The following is a 16,690-nucleotide window of genomic DNA, read 5'->3' on the forward strand; positions in this document are numbered from 1 at the left end:
GGATCCATGACCGTGTCCGAAACCACCGCGGCCACCGGCGCCGAAGTCCTGCGCCCGCATGCCGAGGACGCCTTCGCCGATGAGCTGAAGGCGCTCGCCGCCGCCGACGACCGCCCGCGGCCCGAGCGTTGGCGCCTGTCGCCCTGGGCCGTCGCCACGTACCTGCTCGGCGGCGCCCTGCCCGACGGCACGGTGATCACACCCAAGTACGTGGGCCCGCGCCGCCTCGTCGAAGTCGCCGTCACCACGCTCGCCACCGACCGAGCGCTGCTGCTCCTCGGGGTGCCCGGCACCGCCAAGACCTGGGTGTCCGAGCACCTCGCGGCCGCCGTCAGCGGTGACTCGACCCTCCTCGTCCAGGGCACGGCGGGCACACCCGAGGAAGCCGTCCGCTACGGATGGAACTACGCACAGCTGCTCGCGCACGGCCCCAGCCGTGACGCGCTGGTGCCCAGCCCGCTGATGCGGGCCATGTCCGAGGGCATGACCGCCCGCATCGAGGAACTCACCCGCATCCCCGCCGATGTGCAGGACTCACTGATCACGATCCTGTCGGAGAAGACCCTGCCCCTGCCCGAACTGGGCCAGGAGGTCCAGGCGGTCCGTGGATTCAACGTCATCGCCACGGCCAATGACCGTGACCGCGGGGTCAACGAGCTCTCCAGCGCGCTGCGCCGCCGTTTCAACACCGTGGTGCTGCCGCTGCCCGCCACGCCCGAGGCGGAGGTCGACATCGTCTCGCGCCGCGTCGACCAGGTCGGGCGCTCGCTCGACCTGCCGCCCGCGCCCGACGGCCTCGCGGAGATCCGCCGCGTGGTCACGGTATTCCGCGAACTGCGCGACGGGGTCACGACCGATGGCCGGACCAAGCTCAAGTCCCCCTCGGGGACGCTGTCCACGGCCGAGGCCATCTCCGTCGTCACCAACGGACTGGCGCTCGCCGCCCACTTCGGCGACGGCGTGCTGCGGCCCGGGGACGTCGCCGCCGGCATCCTCGGCGCGGTCGTCCGTGATCCGGCGGCCGACCGTGTGGTCTGGCAGGAGTATCTGGAGACCGTGGTCCGCGAGCGGGACGGCTGGAAGGACTTCTACCGCGCCTGCCGTGAGGTCTCCGCATGATCACCGCGCGTCCGTCGGGGCCGCTGCTGCTCGGGGTGCGGCACCACGGCCCGGGGTCCGCCCGCGCCGTCCGTGCCGCCCTGGACGCGGCCCGTCCGCAAACGGTGCTCATCGAGGGCCCGCCCGAGGGCGACGCGCTGCTGCCGCTCGCGGCCGACGAGCAGATGCGGCCGCCCGTCGCCCTGCTCGCCCATGCGGTGGACGACCCGGGCCGGGCGGCGTTCTGGCCGCTCGCCGCGTTCTCGCCCGAGTGGGTCGCGATCCGCTGGGCCCTGGCGCACGGTGTCCCGGTCCGCTTCATCGACCTGCCCGCCGCCCACTCCCTGGCCATGGCGGAGGACGGTGAGCGGGAGCGCCGCCCCGGACAGGACGATCAGCCCGGCCCCGGACAGGACGACGAGCCGAGCCCGGGACAGGAGGCCGAGCCCCGCTCCGGGCAGGAGGCCGCGCCCCGGCCCGTCCCCGTCGATCCGATCCGGGTGCTGGCCGAGACGGCGGGGTACGACGACCCCGAGCGCTGGTGGGAGGACGTCGTGGAGCACCGCGTCCCCGGCCTGCCGGGCGCCGCGGTCACCGACCCGCTGGCCGCCTTCGCCGCGCTCGGCGAGGCGATGACCGCCCTGCGCGAGGTGTACGGGGACGGCGGCCATCCCCGGGACGCGGTCCGGGAGGCGTACATGCGCATCCAGCTCCGCGCCGCGCGCAAGGAGTTCGGCGGAGCCTTCGCCGTGGTCTGCGGTGCCTGGCATGTTCCCGCGCTCGAAGCCAGGACGACGCAGACCGCCGACCGGGCGCTCCTCAAGGGACTCCCCAAGGTCAAGGCGGAGCTGACCTGGGTGCCCTGGACCCACCAGCGGCTGGCCCGGCACAGCGGATACGGGGCGGGCATCGATTCGCCCGGCTGGTACGAGCACCTCTTCGCCTCCCCGGACCGCCCGGTCGAGCGCTGGATGACCAAGGTCGCCGGACTCCTGCGTGACGAGGACCGGTTCGTGTCCTCCGCCCATGTCATCGAGGCGGTCCGGCTCGCCGACACCCTCGCCGCCATGCGGGGCCGGCCGCTCGCGGGACTGGGCGAGACCACCGACGCCGTGCGGGCCGTGATGTGCGAAGGCTCCGACGTACCGCTCGCCCTCGTCCGGGACCGCCTGGTCGTCGGCGTGACACTCGGCGAGGTGCCGGACACCGCCCCCGCCGTGCCTCTGCAACGAGACCTCAGCCGTCAGCAGCGCACCCTCCGCCTGAAACCGGAAGCCGCCGAAAGGGAGTTGGAGCTCGATCTCCGCAAGGACACCGACGCGGCGCGCAGCCGGCTCCTGCACCGGCTGCGCCTCCTCGGCATCGGCTGGGGCGAACCCGCCGCGGGCCGGGGGAGCACCGGCACCTTCCGGGAGAGCTGGCGGCTGCACTGGGAGCCCGAGCTGTACGTACGGGTCGCGGAGGCCGGCGTCTGGGGCACCACCGTGCTCTCCGCCGCCACGGCACGGGCGGAGTCGGACGCCCTGGCGGCCACCGCGCTCGCCGAGGTCACCGCCCTGGCCGAGCGGTGTCTGCTCGCGGGACTGACGGAGGCGCTCCCCGTCGTGATGCGGGTCCTCGCCGACCGGGCCGCGCTCGACGCCGATGTCGGCCACCTCGCGGACGCCCTGCCGGCCCTGGCCCGCACCCTGCGCTACGGAGACGTCCGCGCCACGGACACCGCCGCGCTGGGGGAGGTCGCGGCCGGGCTCGCGGAGCGGATCTGCGTCGGACTGCCGCCCGCCTGCACCGGGCTCGACGCGGACGGGGCCGCCGCCCTGCGCCGTCAGGTGGACGGCGTCCACACGGCGATCGGGCTCCTCGCCGGTGCCGTACCGGCCGACGCGGACGGGCTGCGCGCACGCTGGAGATCGGTGCTGCACCGCCTCACCGCCCGGGACACGGTCGCCGGCGTGATCCGCGGCCGGGCCGCCCGGCTCCTGCTCGACGACGGAGACCTCGCACATGACGAGGCCGCCCGGCTGATGGGTCTCGCCCTCTCGCCCGGTACCCCGCCTGCCGACGCCGCCGCATGGATCGAGGGCTTCGTCGGCGGCGCGGCCGGCGGCGGCATGCTCCTGGTCCACGACGAACGGCTGCTCGCCCTGGTCGACTCCTGGCTCACCGGAGTCCCCGTCGGCACCTTCACCGACGTACTGCCGCTGCTGCGCCGGACTTTCTCGGCGTACGAGCCGGGTGTGCGGCGCACGTTGGGCGAACTCGTCCGGCGCGGACCGGCCGCCGGCACGGACCCGGGCAGCGGAGCGGTTCCGGGCCGCGAGTCCACGGCGCCCGGATTCGGACCCGTCCTCGACGCGGAGCGCGCGGACGCGGTGGTGCCGGTGCTGCGCCTGCTGCTGGGTCTGGACGCCGCAACGAGGGCGGCGGCGACATCCGAACACCACGAGGAACGGCTGGGGGCGACAGGATGACGACGGCAAACGGCGCGGGCGCGTCGGGCGGAGCGGTGGATGGTGCGCCGCGTGGCTCGGCGGACGCTCCGGTGGACGGATCAGTGGAGGTGGCAGCGACGGTGACGGCAACGCCGCAGGCCGTCACCGGCCACGAGGAACGGCTGCGGCGGTGGCGCATGGTGCTGGGCGCGGACAGCGCCGAAAGCACCGGATGCACCCTCACCGGCCGCGACGCCGCGATGGACGGCGCGCTGACCGCGCTCTACGAGGGCGGCGGCAGGTCCGGTGGCCGGGGCGGCAGCGGCCGGTCGGCCGGACTCGGTGCCTCGGCTCCGTCCGTCGCCCGCTGGCTCGGCGACATCCGTACGTACTTCCCCATATCCGTCGTCCAGGTCATGCAGCGTGATGCCATCGACCGTCTCGGCCTGTCCGCGCTGCTGCTGGAGCCGGAGATGCTGGAGGCCGTCGAGGCGGACGTCCATCTCGTCGGCACGCTGCTCTCGCTCAACAAGGCCATGCCCGAGACGACGAAGGAGACGGCAAGGGCCGTCGTGCGCAAGGTCGTCGAGAAGCTGGAGAAGCAGCTCTCGACCCGCACCCGGGCCACGTTGACCGGCGCCCTGGACCGTTCCGCGAAGGTCACCCGTCCCCGGCACCACGACATCGACTGGGACCGCACCATCCGGGCCAACCTCAAGAACTACCTCACCCTCCCCGGCGAGGACGGGGCCGGCACGATCGTCCCCGAACGCCTCATCGGCTACGGGCGGGCCGCGCAGTCCGTGAAGAAGGACGTCATCCTCTGTATCGACCAGTCGGGTTCGATGGCGGCATCCGTCGTGTACGCGTCGGTCTTCGGCGCCGTCCTCGCCTCCATGCGCGCGCTGCGGACCAGACTCGTCGTCTTCGACACGGCGGTCGTCGACCTCACCGACCAGCTCGACGACCCCGTCGACGTGCTCTTCGGCACCCAGCTCGGCGGCGGCACGGACATCAACCGGGCCCTCGCGTACTGCCAGTCCAGGATCACCCGCCCCGCCGACACCGTCGTCGTGCTCATCAGCGACCTCTACGAGGGCGGCATCCGCAACGAGATGCTGAAGCGGGTCGCCGCGATGAAGGCGTCCGGAGTGCAGTTCGTCACCCTGCTCGCCCTCTCCGACGAGGGCGCGCCCGCCTACGACCGTGACCACGCGGCGGCCCTCTCCGCCCTCGGTGCCCCCGCCTTCGCCTGTACGCCGGACCTCTTCCCGGACGTGATGGCGGCCGCGATCGAGAGGCGGCCCCTGCCCATACCGGACAAGGAGACCCATCGGTAACAGGGGACTTGCGTCACCCCGGGCGGCTCGTGCAAGCATCGTCCCGACGTCCGCGGAGGATCGCGTTCCGCGGTCCATCCCGCCCTGAAAGGCTCGCCCCCGTGACCACCGCAGTTGCCGCTCCCGCGGCCGCCCCGCGCTCCCGGCGCGGCGCGGCCGGCCGGCGCGCGCTGCAGGTGGTGCTGTTCCTCGGCGGTCTGCTGGCTCTGGGGCTGCTCTTCGGCGCGCGTGCGCAGGCGGACCAGCAACCGGACCCGGTACCTGAGTTGCGACCGGAGCGCCAAACGGTCCAGGGACTGCTCCCACAGCCGGTCAGGGAACAGCGATCGGCCCGCACGGCGACGGAACCGGCAGCTCAGGCAGCACATGCGGAGGCACCCGAAGGGCATGGGGCGCCGGCAGCGCATGCTGGGGCACCGGCAGGACGTGAGGTGGCACCGGAAGCCGTCGCGCCATCCGCGGCCACACCCCGGGACGTCGCCCGTTCCGTGCTGAGCCCGGTCACCGAGCCCGTACGGGACACCGTCCGACAGGTGACCCGGCCCGTGGGCGCGGTCGTCGAGAGGACGGTGGGCACGGCCGTCTCGGAACTCCGCGGCCACATCACGGCGGTCCTCCCGGCTCCCGCCGAACGGCCGCTGCCCGTGCCGTCGTTGCCGGCCACCCCGGAGCCGCCGCAGACCGGTCCCGCACCGGTGTCCGAGGCGCCCGCCGACGCCGCACCGGACCTTCCGGCCGCACCTTGCCCGGGGGACGTCATCGGTGCCGGTTCCGGAGTCGCACCGGACGGGACAGCAGCGGCGGCCCCTCACCGGGAGGCCGCGGCGGACCACCGCCCGGCACCCCGGGGGCCCTTCGGGCCCGCAGGCGGGCAACAGGGCCACTCCGCGTCCGCCGAGGTCCACCCGCCGCGCGGCGGTGACCAGCACGCGGTTCCGTCGGCGGACGGCACCTCCTTCGGGCTCGTTCGCGGCGCCGGTCTTCCGGCGACCGCCGCACCGGTCCGTGACAGATCCGGCGACATTCTCGAATTCCCCGGCTAGGGCAGGCCTTTCCCCCGCCTCGACCTGCCGCGCGGGGGCGGAACAGGTCTGCCCGCCGTCCGGACGTACTCCGGACCGCCGAACCATTCGAAGGATCTGACACACACATGCACAAGAACATCCGCCGTTCCATAGCCGTCGCTGCCACGGCCACCGGTATGTGGGCGCTCGGCACCGTAGCCGCAAGCGCGGACGAACTGCCCGTCTCCCTCCCGCTGTCCACTCCGGACCACGCGGCCGACGTGACCAACGCGGCCGACGTGAGCGACGTGACGGACGTGAGCGACGTGACGGACGGCATCAGCGGCATCGACGGCGCGGATGCGGTCACCAGGGCCGCAGGCCTCCAGGACACCGCCCGCGCGAAGGCCGCCGACGTGGCGTCCGACGCCCGCGCGAAGGCATCCGCCACCACGTCCGCCGCACAGAACACCGTCAAATCCGCCGCACAGAACACCGTCACGTCCGCCGCACAGAACACCGTCACGTCCGCCGCACAGAACACCGTCACGTCCGCCGCACAGAACACCGTCACGTCCGCCGCACGGAACACCGCGGCCGGCCATGCGGCCGACACCCTCGGCACGCCCGACTCCGAAGCGCCCGCGCCCGTCGACTACCTCTTCGGCCCGATCGAGCAGCTCCCCGGCTACGGCCAGAACACCGGTCAGAACACCGGTGAGCACCTCGGCCGCAGCATCGTCCAGGGCTACGTGCGGACCGCGGCGCCCCAGGTGCTCGACACGGCTGGGAGCACCGCCCAGGGCGCCCTCACCCAGGCCGCACCGGTCGTCGGACAGACCTCCGACGCCGTGCTGCCGCCCCTGGTCGCCGATGCCGTCTCGTCGGTGCTCCCGGTCGTCGGACAGGCACTCGGAGACGTGTCCACGCTCGCCCAGGGCGTCACCGGTGAGGTCACGCCGTTCGCCGACGGAGTCGTGACGCAGGACGCCGTGCCGTTCGCGCAGGGGGTGACGACCGAGGTCCAGCCCCTGGCGTACGGAGTGACCGGCGCGGTCCAGCCGTTCGCCGAGGGCGTCGTCTCCGAGGTCCGGCCGCTGGCTCAGGGCCTGACCGGCGACGCCGTCGCGCCGTTCGTCCACGGGGTCACCGGACAGGTGATGCCGCTGGCCCAGGGCGTCGGCTCCCGGGTCCGTCCGCTCGCGGGCGGTCTCGTGTCCGCGGTCGGTGACGACGCCCGTCCGGCCGTGGAGCACGCCGCGTACGGCTCCCAAGGGCTGACGTCCATCACGCCCGCCTACGTCTCCGACACCGTGTCGTCGGACTCGGCGACCGTCTCGTCGCTGAACCCGGCGCCGTCCGTCACCACTCCGGCGTACCCGCTCCAGGGGATCTGAGGGTGGGGGGCGGTCTCCCGTACGTTCCGACCTTGCCGGTCCGGAACGGCGGGGGACCGCCCCGTCCGCAGTGCGCCGCCGCTCGCCGGCCGTGCTGCTTTGTCCACTGCGACCCGGCCACCAGCGTGATCTGTGACCGTAATCACCGCCCAGGTGTGATCTGCGATTTAGGGTCCTGCGGGGCTCGGGGATAACCTGCGAGACGGACATGCCGCGTATTCGGTCACCGTGTGCGCCTTCCTTGTGACAGAGCAGTCACGTTGCCCCTCGCGGCACGCCCACGCAGAAAACCAACCGCGAGACCATTTGATAAGGGACGGACGCGCGTGGACCTGTTCGAGTACCAGGCGAGGGACCTCTTCGCCAAGCACGGTGTACCGGTGCTGGCCGGTGAAGTGATCGAGACGCCTGAGGCAGCCCGCGAGGCGACCGAGCGGCTGGGCGGCAAGTCTGTCGTCAAGGCGCAGGTGAAGGTCGGTGGCCGCGGCAAGGCCGGTGGCGTGAAGCTGGCAGCCGACCCCGACGAGGCGGTCGCCCGGGCGACCGACATCCTCGGCATGGACATCAAGGGCCACACGGTCCACAAGGTGATGATCGCCGAGCTGTCCCCGGAGATCGAGGCGGAGTACTACGTCTCGTACCTCCTCGACCGCACCAACCGCACCTTCCTGGCCATGGCCTCGGTGCAGGGTGGCATGGACATCGAGGAGGTCGCGGAGAAGACCCCCGAGGCCCTCGCGAAGGTCCCGGTCAACGCCGTCGACGGAGTGGACATCGTCAAGGCCCGCGAGATCGTGGCCCAGGCGAAGTTCCCGGCCGACGTGGCCGAGGGTGTCGCCGAGGCCCTGGTGACCCTGTGGGACACCTTCGTCGCCGAGGACGCCCTCCTCGTCGAGGTCAACCCGCTGGTCAAGACCAAGGACGGCCGGATCCTGGCCCTGGACGGGAAGGTGTCTCTCGACGAGAACGCCGACTTCCGTCAGCCGGGTCACGAGGCGCTCGAGGACAAGGCCGCAGCCAACCCGCTCGAGGCTGCCGCCAAGGCCAAGAACCTCAACTACGTCAAGCTCGACGGCGAGGTCGGCATCATCGGTAACGGTGCCGGTCTGGTCATGTCGACCCTGGACGTCGTCGCGTACGCCGGTGAGAACCACGGCAACGTGAAGCCCGCCAACTTCCTCGACATCGGTGGCGGCGCCTCCGCAGAGGTCATGGCGAACGGCCTGGAGATCATCCTCGGCGACCCGGACGTCAAGTCCGTGTTCGTCAACGTCTTCGGTGGCATCACCGCCTGCGACGAGGTCGCCAACGGCATCGTCCAGGCGCTGGAGCTGCTCAAGACCAAGGGCGAAGCGGTCACCAAGCCGCTCGTCGTGCGCCTTGACGGCAACAACGCGGAGCTGGGTCGCAAGATCCTTTCCGACGCCAACCACCCGCTCGTTCAGCGCGTGGACACCATGGACGGCGCGGCCGACAAGGCCGCCGAGCTCGCCGCGGCTGCGAAGTAAGGAAGAGGGACTCAGACCACCATGGCTATCTTCCTCACCAAGGACAGCAAGGTCATCGTCCAGGGGATGACCGGCTCGACGGGCATGAAGCACACCAAGCTCATGCTCGCCGACGGCACCAACATCGTCGGCGGCGTGAACCCGCGCAAGGCCGGCACGACCGTCGACTTCGACGGCACCGAGGTACCGGTCTTCGGCTCCGTCGCCGAGGCGATGGAGAAGACCGGCGCGAACGTGTCCGTCCTCTTCGTGCCGCCGGCCTTCTCGAAGGCCGCCGTCATCGAGGCGATCGACGCCGAGATCCCGCTCGCCGTCGTGATCACCGAGGGCATCGCCGTCCACGACTCGGCCGCCTTCTGGGCGTACGCCGGCGCGAAGGGCAACAAGACCCGGATCATCGGCCCGAACTGCCCGGGTCTCATCACCCCCGGCCAGTCCAACGCCGGCATCATCCCGGGCGACATCACCAAGCCCGGCCGCATCGGTCTCGTGTCGAAGTCCGGCACGCTGACCTACCAGATGATGTACGAGCTCCGTGACATCGGCTTCTCGTCCGCCGTCGGCATCGGTGGCGACCCGGTCATCGGTACGACGCACATCGACGCCCTCGCGGCGTTCGAGGCCGACCCCGACACCGACCTGATCGTCATGATCGGCGAGATCGGCGGCGACGCCGAGGAGCGTGCGGCGGACTTCATCGCGAAGAACGTCACCAAGCCGGTCGTCGGTTACGTCGCGGGCTTCACCGCCCCCGAGGGCAAGACCATGGGCCACGCCGGCGCCATCGTCTCCGGCTCCTCCGGCACCGCCGCGGCGAAGAAGGAGGCCCTCGAGGCCGCCGGCGTCAAGGTCGGCAAGACGCCGACCGAGACCGCCAAGCTGGCACGCGAGATCCTCGGCGCCTGACGCCTCAACGCGTCGGAGCACCACCGCAGGAACGCGTCACCGCACAAGAACGCGGGCCCGTACCCCCTGATCGGGGTACGGGCCCGCGTCTTTGCGTACGGGGTGAGCCGGATCAGCCGGTCCGGGTCAGCCGTTCCGGCGTGCCGGATCAGCCGGCCCGGGGGACCAGCCGGCCCGGACCACGCACCAGTTCACCGCCGAGCTTCTTCTGGAGCTTCTTGTCCTGCGGCGTGAGCTTCTGCGGACCACCGAGCGGAGGCACTCCCTCCACCCTTTGCGGAGGCGACTCGGGCGTCTCGTACTGCCTCGGGGCCGTCGCCAGGGTGATCAGCGTCAGACCGATCAGCAGCACGGTGAACGCGATGGCCGCCCGGGTCCAGAGCTGCGCCTTGCGCTCGCTGCCCGTCCGGATCAGATCCGGAACCGGGAGCGAGGAGGCCGGCTGGGTGAGAGCCAGTGCGCCGAGGTGTTCGCGCAGCAGCGCGGACTGCTCGGCAGGGGTCGGCGGCTCCGCGAGCTCGGGCAGCTGCTCGGCGACGGCGGCCCGGGCGTTCACCAGCCGCCCCGCTGCCGCCGGAGTGCTGGCCTCCGTCTCCGCCGCGGTCTCCGGCAGCCCCAGACCGACACCGTCGTGCAGCAGCAGGGTGCGGCGGTACGACGGCGGCAGGGCGAGCAGCGCGTCGAGCAGCGCGCGCGGGCCCGGCGCCTCGGGCGGCGGGTCCGGGTGGCGGTGCTCGCGGCGCAGCCGGTGCCACGGCGACATCGCGTGCTCGTAGGCGGCCGCCCGCACCCAGCCCACCGGATCGCGGTCCACGGCGACCTCCGGCCAGCGCTGCCAGGCCAGCTCGAAGGCCTTGCCGACGGCTTCCCGGGAGAGGGCACGACGCCCTGTCAGCAGATAGGTCTGCCGGTAGAGCGCGGCGGCGGTGTGCCGGTACAGCGCGTCGAAGGCCTCGGCGGGGGAGAGCCCGGCGCCTTCGGCCACTCCGGATCCCTGCGCTTCGGCGGCCTCGGCCGCTTCGGATCCGTCAGTTCCGTTCGCGTCAGCTCCGTCCGCCGCATCGGCCTCGACGGTGTCGGTCGCGCGAGCGGCCTCGGCGGGCGCTGCGGGCACGGGCGCGGGTGCCTGTGCCTGGGCCGGCGACGCCGGTGCGGCGGTGGTGCCGGGCTCGGTCGGGTCCATGGCGTCGCTCCCGGTGGCTTCGACGGGGGTCGGCGGAAGGGGCCCGGTCAAGGGCGTCACGGAAGGCTCTGCGGCCCTCGCGGTGCCGGGCGCGGCGGCGGCCCCGGGCCCCGCCTGCGCGGTTTCCGCCGGCCTGGCCCGGCTCGCGGCGGCGGCTCTCGGCGGGTTGTTCGGGGTGGCCGGCTTGACGGGGGAGGGGCGTGAGGTGGACCGCGTGCCGCCGGTCCCGATCAGTCGCGCGTACACCTCGCGCTTGCGTCCGCGCGGGCTGGTACGGCCCGTCTCCCAGGCCCGGACCGTGGCCGGGGTGACCCCCACCGCCGCCGCGACCTGCGCTTCACTCAGCGACTTCGCCTCCCGCAGCCTGCGTCGCTCCTTGGGCGACGGGAGCGGAGGGGAGGCGGATGTGCCGGTCGTGCTCTGGGTCATGAGGGCTCCCCGACCAGCCTGCACTGGGTGAAAAAGTACATAAACGTATATTGAGCGACACAACGGCCATTCGCCCGTTACACGGATTAAGCGCGTGTCGTTGGGAGCATGACGGCGTGACCCAAATGACCGAACGCGGCCCGTCGTTGTCGGCAGAGCACGGACGGTCCGCCGTGCAGGCCCGGGCGCTGATGCGCGGGGCGCTCGCGGCGGGGCTGAGCCTGGGCTCCGTCGCCGTGCTCGTCGTGGTCCTGTGGATCAGTTCCCCGGACCCCGACAGCAGCCCGGGCGAGGCCTTCCACGCCGCGGCCGGGCTCTGGCTGCTCGCGCACGGCGCCGAACTGATCAGGACCGACACCCTGACCGGCGCCCCGGCCCCCGTCGGCGTCGTTCCGCTGCTGCTCACCGTCCTGCCGGTCTGGCTGGTGCACCGGGCGGCCAGGGACGTGCTGGACCCCGAGGAAGGGCACGGCGCGCCCTCCGCCCAAGGCGCCTTCGCCCTGGTGACGGCGGGATACCTGCTGGTGGGGACAGCTGTGGCGCTCTACGCCCGGGGGTCCTCGCTCTCCGCGCGACCGCTGTCCCTGCTGTTCCCGGCGGCCCTCGTGGTGGCCGCCGCGGCCGCGGCCGGGGTGTGGACGGCCTCGGGGCGCCCGCTCGGACCGCCGCCCGCCTGGGCGCCGGTGCGGCTGCACGAGGCGATGGCCCGCTCCCGGTTCGCGCGGCGCGCGGAGGCGGTGGGCCGGTCCGCCGCGGCCGGGGTCGCGGTCCTGCTGGGCGGCGGCGCGCTGGTGGCCGCGGCGGCGCTGGTGTTCCACGCGGAACCGGTCCAGGAGTCCTTCCTGCGGCTCTCCGGCGACTGGGCCGGGCGCTGCGCGGTGCTGCTGCTCGCGCTGGCGCTGGTGCCGAACGCGGCGGTGTGGGGTGCGGCGTACGGACTCGGTCCCGGTCTCGCGCTCGGTACGGCGTCCACGGCCACCCCGCTCGCCTTCACGGGAACCCCGTCGCTGCCTGACTTCCCGCTGCTGGCCGCGCTGCCGGCGCAGGGGCCGGGGACGTCCTTGACGTGGGCGGCCGCGGCGGTCCCGGTCGCGGCGGCGGTGACGGTGGCCTGGTTCACCGTACGGAGGGCGGCGCCCGCCCACGGTGACCGCGAGGAGGCGTGGAGCTTGCGGGAGACGGCCCTCACCACCGCACTGGCGGCGGCCGGATGCGGTATCGGCGCGGCCCTGCTGGCAGCGGCGGCCGGCGGGCCGCTCGGGACCCACGCACTGGCACGGTTCGGTCCCGTGTGGTGGCTCACCGGAGCGGCGGCCCTCGTGTGGACGGGGGCGCTCGCCGTCCCGGTGGCGCTCCTGCTGAGGGCCTGGCGACTGCGGGGCCGTACGCCGGCGGAGGCGGATGCGGCGGACGAGGCACCGCACGCTACGGGCACGGCGCGGAACGGGGATGACGTGGAGGGCGAGCGGCGGAAGGCGCGGCGCACGTGGTGGCCGGAGCGCGGCGGCCGGCCGGAGGAACCGGGGGCGGACGCGGCTCCCGTCCCCGTGCCCCGCCCGGCCGGTCATCACCCGGCCGAGGCGGACGACGAGTTCGAGGCGTACGACTTCCTGCCGACCGACCCCTGGCACGCGAAGGCATCGACCGCACCGGCAACATCGACCGCACCGGCAACATCGACCGCACCGGCAACACCGTCCGCATCAGCCGCGCCGCCCGCCGGCTCCGACTCCGTACCGGGCACGGACCCCGTACCGGGCACGGACCCCGCACCGGCCGCGCCGCTCGGCACGGCCGGTCCGCAGGACGCCGGCTAGTTCTTGACCCCGAAGAGGGGTTCCAGCGGCTTCGGAAGCAGATCGTTGCAGGTCAGCTGGCCCGACTTGGTGAGAGCGTCGTTCACGCAGGTGTAGTAGTCGCGGTAGACCAGCTGCACTGTGAACGACGTCGCGACGATCAACAGGGCGATCAGCCCCGTCACCAGACCACTGACCGCCGCCGTCGTCTGCTGGCGGCTGCCGCGCTGGAGGTAGTTCGTGCCCTGCGGAGCCGCCGCGGCCGTGGACCCGGTGACGGGCCTCGGCGCGGACGGGGCGTCGTGGCCCTGCGCCGCGGCGGTCGTGCCGGGAGCCCCGGCGGGACCGCCCGCCTCGCCCGGAGCCGTCGGCTTGGCCCGGAGCGCGCTGATCGACCAGTAGGTCGCGAGCGCGCCGAGCAGCAGCGCGATCTCCGGGAAGTCGAAGAGCGCGAAGAAGAAGGCCCACATGCCGGAGAGCAGCGAGTAACGCGCCCGGCGCTGCACCGGGTCGGTCGGGTCCCAGCGCAGGCCGCCGCGGGGGCTCTCGGGGCCGCCCTGGCCGTTCGTTCCGCCGGGTCCGGTGGGCCGGCCGCCGAAGTTGCCGTTCTGGCGCCCCGGCTGGTGGCTGCTCCACTGGCTGCCCCAGACGGGCCGGTTGTCGGAGGACCCGCCCTCCGGCGCGTCCCCGGACGCGCCGTCGTCCTCGCCGTGCGTACCGCCGTTGGCCTGGTGGCGCGGCTGCCACGGCTGGTCGGGGCGGTCCTCGGGCGGCGGGGCGAACGGGTTGTCGTCCTGCGGGCCGGAGGACCCGGCCGGCGAGGAGGAGGACGAAGGAGAGGAGGACGAGGGCGGAGAGGAGGACGAGGGAGAAGAAGAGGACGAGGAGGAGCCCGGCGTGCCGGACTGGCGCTCCCGCATCAGCAGTGAGGACCGCTCGGGCAGCGGATGGCGGAAGGCGGTGCGGCGGCGTCGGTCCGGCATATGGTGAACGTCTTCCCCATCTCGTCATGTCCGCCCGTTGGACGGTTCGCTGTCCCCTGACGCTACCCTCCGGCGAGGAGGGGCCGAAAGCTGGGCGTACAGGCACGGTGGCCGAGAGCTGTCATCCGGGCCGCCCGCCCCTGCCGGGCCCGCGGCCACCGGCCCTCCACCCCCGTCAGACAAGGCCCTCCCGAGGTGCCGGTATCGTTGCTGACGGTCGGCTCGTTCGTAGAGTTCCCCGTATCGGGAAGCGTGATTCTTTCGTACGACCGTACAAACAGCATGGCCGTCGTGCCGCCGGTCCCGCAATGCGGCGGGTGGTGCGGCCGTTTCGAACCGCTCCGCACGCGAGAAAGGGCCCAGCCGTGGCCTCCCCGCTCTCCTCCGCCGGACCCGCCCGCCTGGTCGTCCTGGTCTCCGGCTCCGGTACGAACCTCCAAGCCCTGCTCGACGCGATCGGCGACGACCCCGAGGGGTACGGCGCCCGGATCGTCGCGGTCGGTGCGGACCGTGACCACATCGCCGGGCTGGAGCGGGCCGAGCGGGCCGGGCTGCCCACCTTCGTGTGCCGGGTCAAGGACTACGGATCGCGCGAGGAATGGGACGCGGCGCTCGCCGCCGCCACCGCGGAGCACCGCCCGGACCTCGTCGTCTCCGCCGGGTTCATGAAGATCGTGGGCAAGGAGTTCCTCGCCGGGTTCGGCGGCCGGTTCATCAACACCCACCCCGCCCTGCTCCCCAGCTTTCCCGGGGCCCACGGTGTGCGCGACGCGCTCGCGTACGGCGTGAAGGTCGCCGGGTGCACCGTCCACTTCGTCGACGACGGTGTCGACACCGGTCCGATCATCGCGCAGGGCGTGGTCGAGGTGACCGAAGAGGACACCCCGGAGGGCGAAGCGGCCCTCCACGAACGCATCAAGGAAGTCGAGCGCAAGCTGCTCGTCGAGGCCGTGGGGCGGCTCGCCCGTGACGGCTATCGCATTGAGGGACGAAAGGTTCATCTCGGTCATGTCGGTGAATAAGCCCATCCGCCGCGCCCTGGTCAGTGTCTACGACAAGACGGGGCTCGAAGACCTCGCCCGCGGTCTGCACGAGGCGGGTGTCGAGCTGGTCTCCACCGGCTCCACCGCCGGGAAGATCGCCGCCGCCGGAGTGCCGGTCACCAAGGTCGAGGAGCTCACCGGCTTCCCCGAGTGCCTCGACGGCCGCGTCAAGACGCTGCACCCGCGCGTCCACGCCGGCATCCTGGCCGACCTGCGCCTGGACGCCCACCGCGAGCAGCTCGCCGAGCTCGGTGTGGAGCCGTTCGACCTGGTGGTCGTCAACCTCTACCCGTTCAAGGCGACCGTCGCCTCCGGTGCCTCCGACGACGAGTGCGTGGAGCAGATCGACATCGGCGGCCCGTCGATGGTCCGCGCCGCCGCCAAGAACCACCCGTCGGTCGCCGTCGTCACCAGCCCCGAGCGGTACGCCGACGTCCTCACCGCGGTCAAGGCGGGCGGCTTCGACCTGACCGCCCGCAAGCGGCTCGCCGCCGAGGCCTTCCAGCACACCGCCGCGTACGACGTGGCCGTCGCCGCCTGGTTCGCCGCCGACTACGCCGCCGCGGACGACTCGGGCTTCCCCGACTTCTTCGGTACGACGTACGAGCGCGAGAACGTCCTGCGCTACGGCGAGAACCCGCACCAGCCCGCCGCGCTCTACACCTCCGGCGCCGGCGGTCTCGCCGAGGCGGAGCAGCTGCACGGCAAGGAGATGTCGTACAACAACTACACGGACACCGACGCCGCGCGCCGGGCCGCGTACGACCACGCCGAGCCGTGCGTCGCGATCATCAAGCACGCCAACCCGTGCGGCATCGCGATCGCCGACGACATCGCCGAGGCGCACCGCAACGCCCACGCCTGTGACCCGTTGTCGGCGTACGGCGGCGTCATCGCCGTCAACCGCCCGGTGACGGTCGCCATGGCCGAGCAGGTCGCCGAGATCTTCACCGAGGTCATCGTCGCCCCGGCGTACGAGGACGGCGCGGTCGAGGTCCTCACCCGCAAGAAGAACATCCGCGTGCTGCGCTGCCCCGAGGCCCCGTCCGCGGAGGTCGAGGTCAAGCCGATCGACGGCGGCGCGCTGCTCCAGGTCACCGACCGCCTCCAGGCCGAGGGCGACGACCCGGCCAACTGGACGCTGGCCGCGGGCGACGCGCTCTCCGCCGACGAGCTCCGGGAGCTCTCCTTCGCGTGGAAGGCGTGCCGCGCGGTCAAGTCCAACGCGATCCTGCTCGCCAAGGACGGCGCCTCGGTCGGCGTCGGCATGGGCCAGGTCAACCGCGTCGACTCCGCGAAGCTCGCCGTCGAGCGGGCGGGCGAGGAGCGGGCGCGGGGCGCGTACGCGGCCTCCGACGCCTTCTTCCCCTTCCCCGACGGGCTGGAGATCCTGACCGCGGCCGGCGTCAAGGCCGTGGCCCAGCCGGGCGGTTCGGTCCGCGACGAGCTGGTGGTCGAGGCCGCGAAGAAGGCGGGCGTGACGATGTACTTCACGGGTACGCGGCACTTCTTCCACTGACCTCATGACGAAGGGCCGTAACCCGACGCGATGCGCGTCGGGTTACGGCCCT

The 16,690-nt window shown here is 73.0% G+C and carries 12 protein-coding genes; 10 read left to right on the forward strand and 2 right to left on the reverse strand.

What is annotated here, in order from left to right; all coding sequences use genetic code 11:
• The first annotated feature begins 6 nt into the window (after nucleotides 1-6).
• The 7 genes from EAO72_RS30400 (at nucleotide 7) to sucD (ending at nucleotide 9,685) form a co-directional block, all read left to right on the forward strand.
• Nucleotides 7-1,119, forward strand: a complete 1,113-nt coding sequence (locus tag EAO72_RS30400; RefSeq protein ID WP_148020300.1) for an ATP-binding protein — start codon at nucleotides 7-9, stop codon at nucleotides 1,117-1,119.
• A complete protein-coding gene (locus EAO72_RS30405) occupies nucleotides 1,116-3,569 on the forward strand; it encodes a DUF5682 family protein (protein WP_148020301.1) in 2,454 nt (817 codons plus the stop codon). The genes EAO72_RS30400 and EAO72_RS30405 overlap by 4 nt, the downstream gene beginning before the upstream one ends.
• A 158-nt stretch (nucleotides 3,570-3,727) precedes the next feature.
• Nucleotides 3,728-4,870: a vWA domain-containing protein gene (locus EAO72_RS30410; RefSeq protein WP_261991824.1), complete on the forward strand. Its 1,143-nt coding sequence runs from the start codon at nucleotides 3,728-3,730 to the stop codon at nucleotides 4,868-4,870.
• A gap of 431 nt (nucleotides 4,871-5,301) precedes the next feature.
• Nucleotides 5,302-5,913: a hypothetical protein gene (locus tag EAO72_RS42255; RefSeq protein WP_187285282.1), complete on the forward strand. Its 612-nt coding sequence runs from the start codon at nucleotides 5,302-5,304 to the stop codon at nucleotides 5,911-5,913.
• A gap of 107 nt (nucleotides 5,914-6,020) precedes the next feature.
• Nucleotides 6,021-7,271: a hypothetical protein gene (locus EAO72_RS30420; protein ID WP_187285283.1), complete on the forward strand. Its 1,251-nt coding sequence runs from the start codon at nucleotides 6,021-6,023 to the stop codon at nucleotides 7,269-7,271.
• A gap of 326 nt (nucleotides 7,272-7,597) precedes the next feature.
• Nucleotides 7,598-8,779 (forward strand): ADP-forming succinate--CoA ligase subunit beta, encoded by a 1,182-nt coding sequence (sucC, locus tag EAO72_RS30425; RefSeq protein ID WP_148020303.1) that lies wholly within the window; start codon nucleotides 7,598-7,600, stop codon nucleotides 8,777-8,779.
• 21 nt (nucleotides 8,780-8,800) lie between these two features.
• Nucleotides 8,801-9,685: a succinate--CoA ligase subunit alpha gene (gene sucD / locus EAO72_RS30430; protein WP_148020304.1), complete on the forward strand. Its 885-nt coding sequence runs from the start codon at nucleotides 8,801-8,803 to the stop codon at nucleotides 9,683-9,685.
• A gap of 148 nt (nucleotides 9,686-9,833) precedes the next feature.
• Here the strand turns inward: sucD and EAO72_RS30435 are convergent, their stop codons facing one another.
• The gene (locus EAO72_RS30435; RefSeq protein ID WP_148020305.1) at nucleotides 9,834-11,297 is read right to left on the reverse strand and encodes a helix-turn-helix domain-containing protein; all 1,464 of its coding nucleotides are present in this window, start codon (nucleotides 11,295-11,297) and stop codon (nucleotides 9,834-9,836) included.
• 125 nt (nucleotides 11,298-11,422) lie between these two features.
• On the opposite strand from EAO72_RS30435, the gene EAO72_RS30440 reads away from it, so the two are divergent.
• A complete protein-coding gene (locus EAO72_RS30440; protein WP_222724157.1) occupies nucleotides 11,423-13,114 on the forward strand; it encodes a cell division protein PerM in 1,692 nt (563 codons plus the stop codon).
• On the opposite strand, the gene EAO72_RS30445 is transcribed toward EAO72_RS30440, so the two are convergent.
• A complete protein-coding gene (locus EAO72_RS30445; RefSeq protein WP_148020306.1) occupies nucleotides 13,111-14,076 on the reverse strand; it encodes a hypothetical protein in 966 nt (321 codons plus the stop codon). The genes EAO72_RS30440 and EAO72_RS30445 overlap by 4 nt on opposite strands.
• 365 nt (nucleotides 14,077-14,441) lie before the next feature.
• Between EAO72_RS30445 and purN the strand changes: the two genes are divergently transcribed.
• Entirely contained in the window at nucleotides 14,442-15,098 is a 657-nt protein-coding gene (gene purN / locus EAO72_RS30450) for a phosphoribosylglycinamide formyltransferase (RefSeq protein ID WP_187285284.1), read from the forward strand.
• On the forward strand, nucleotides 15,085-16,638 hold the full coding sequence (gene purH / locus EAO72_RS30455; protein ID WP_148020308.1) for a bifunctional phosphoribosylaminoimidazolecarboxamide formyltransferase/IMP cyclohydrolase: 1,554 nt from the start codon (nucleotides 15,085-15,087) through the stop codon (nucleotides 16,636-16,638). The genes purN and purH overlap by 14 nt, the downstream gene beginning before the upstream one ends.
• Nucleotides 16,639-16,690: the final 52 nt, after the last annotated feature.

This window comes from Streptomyces sp. OR43 (assembly GCF_008042275.1).
Classification (GTDB): domain Bacteria; phylum Actinomycetota; class Actinomycetes; order Streptomycetales; family Streptomycetaceae; genus Streptomyces.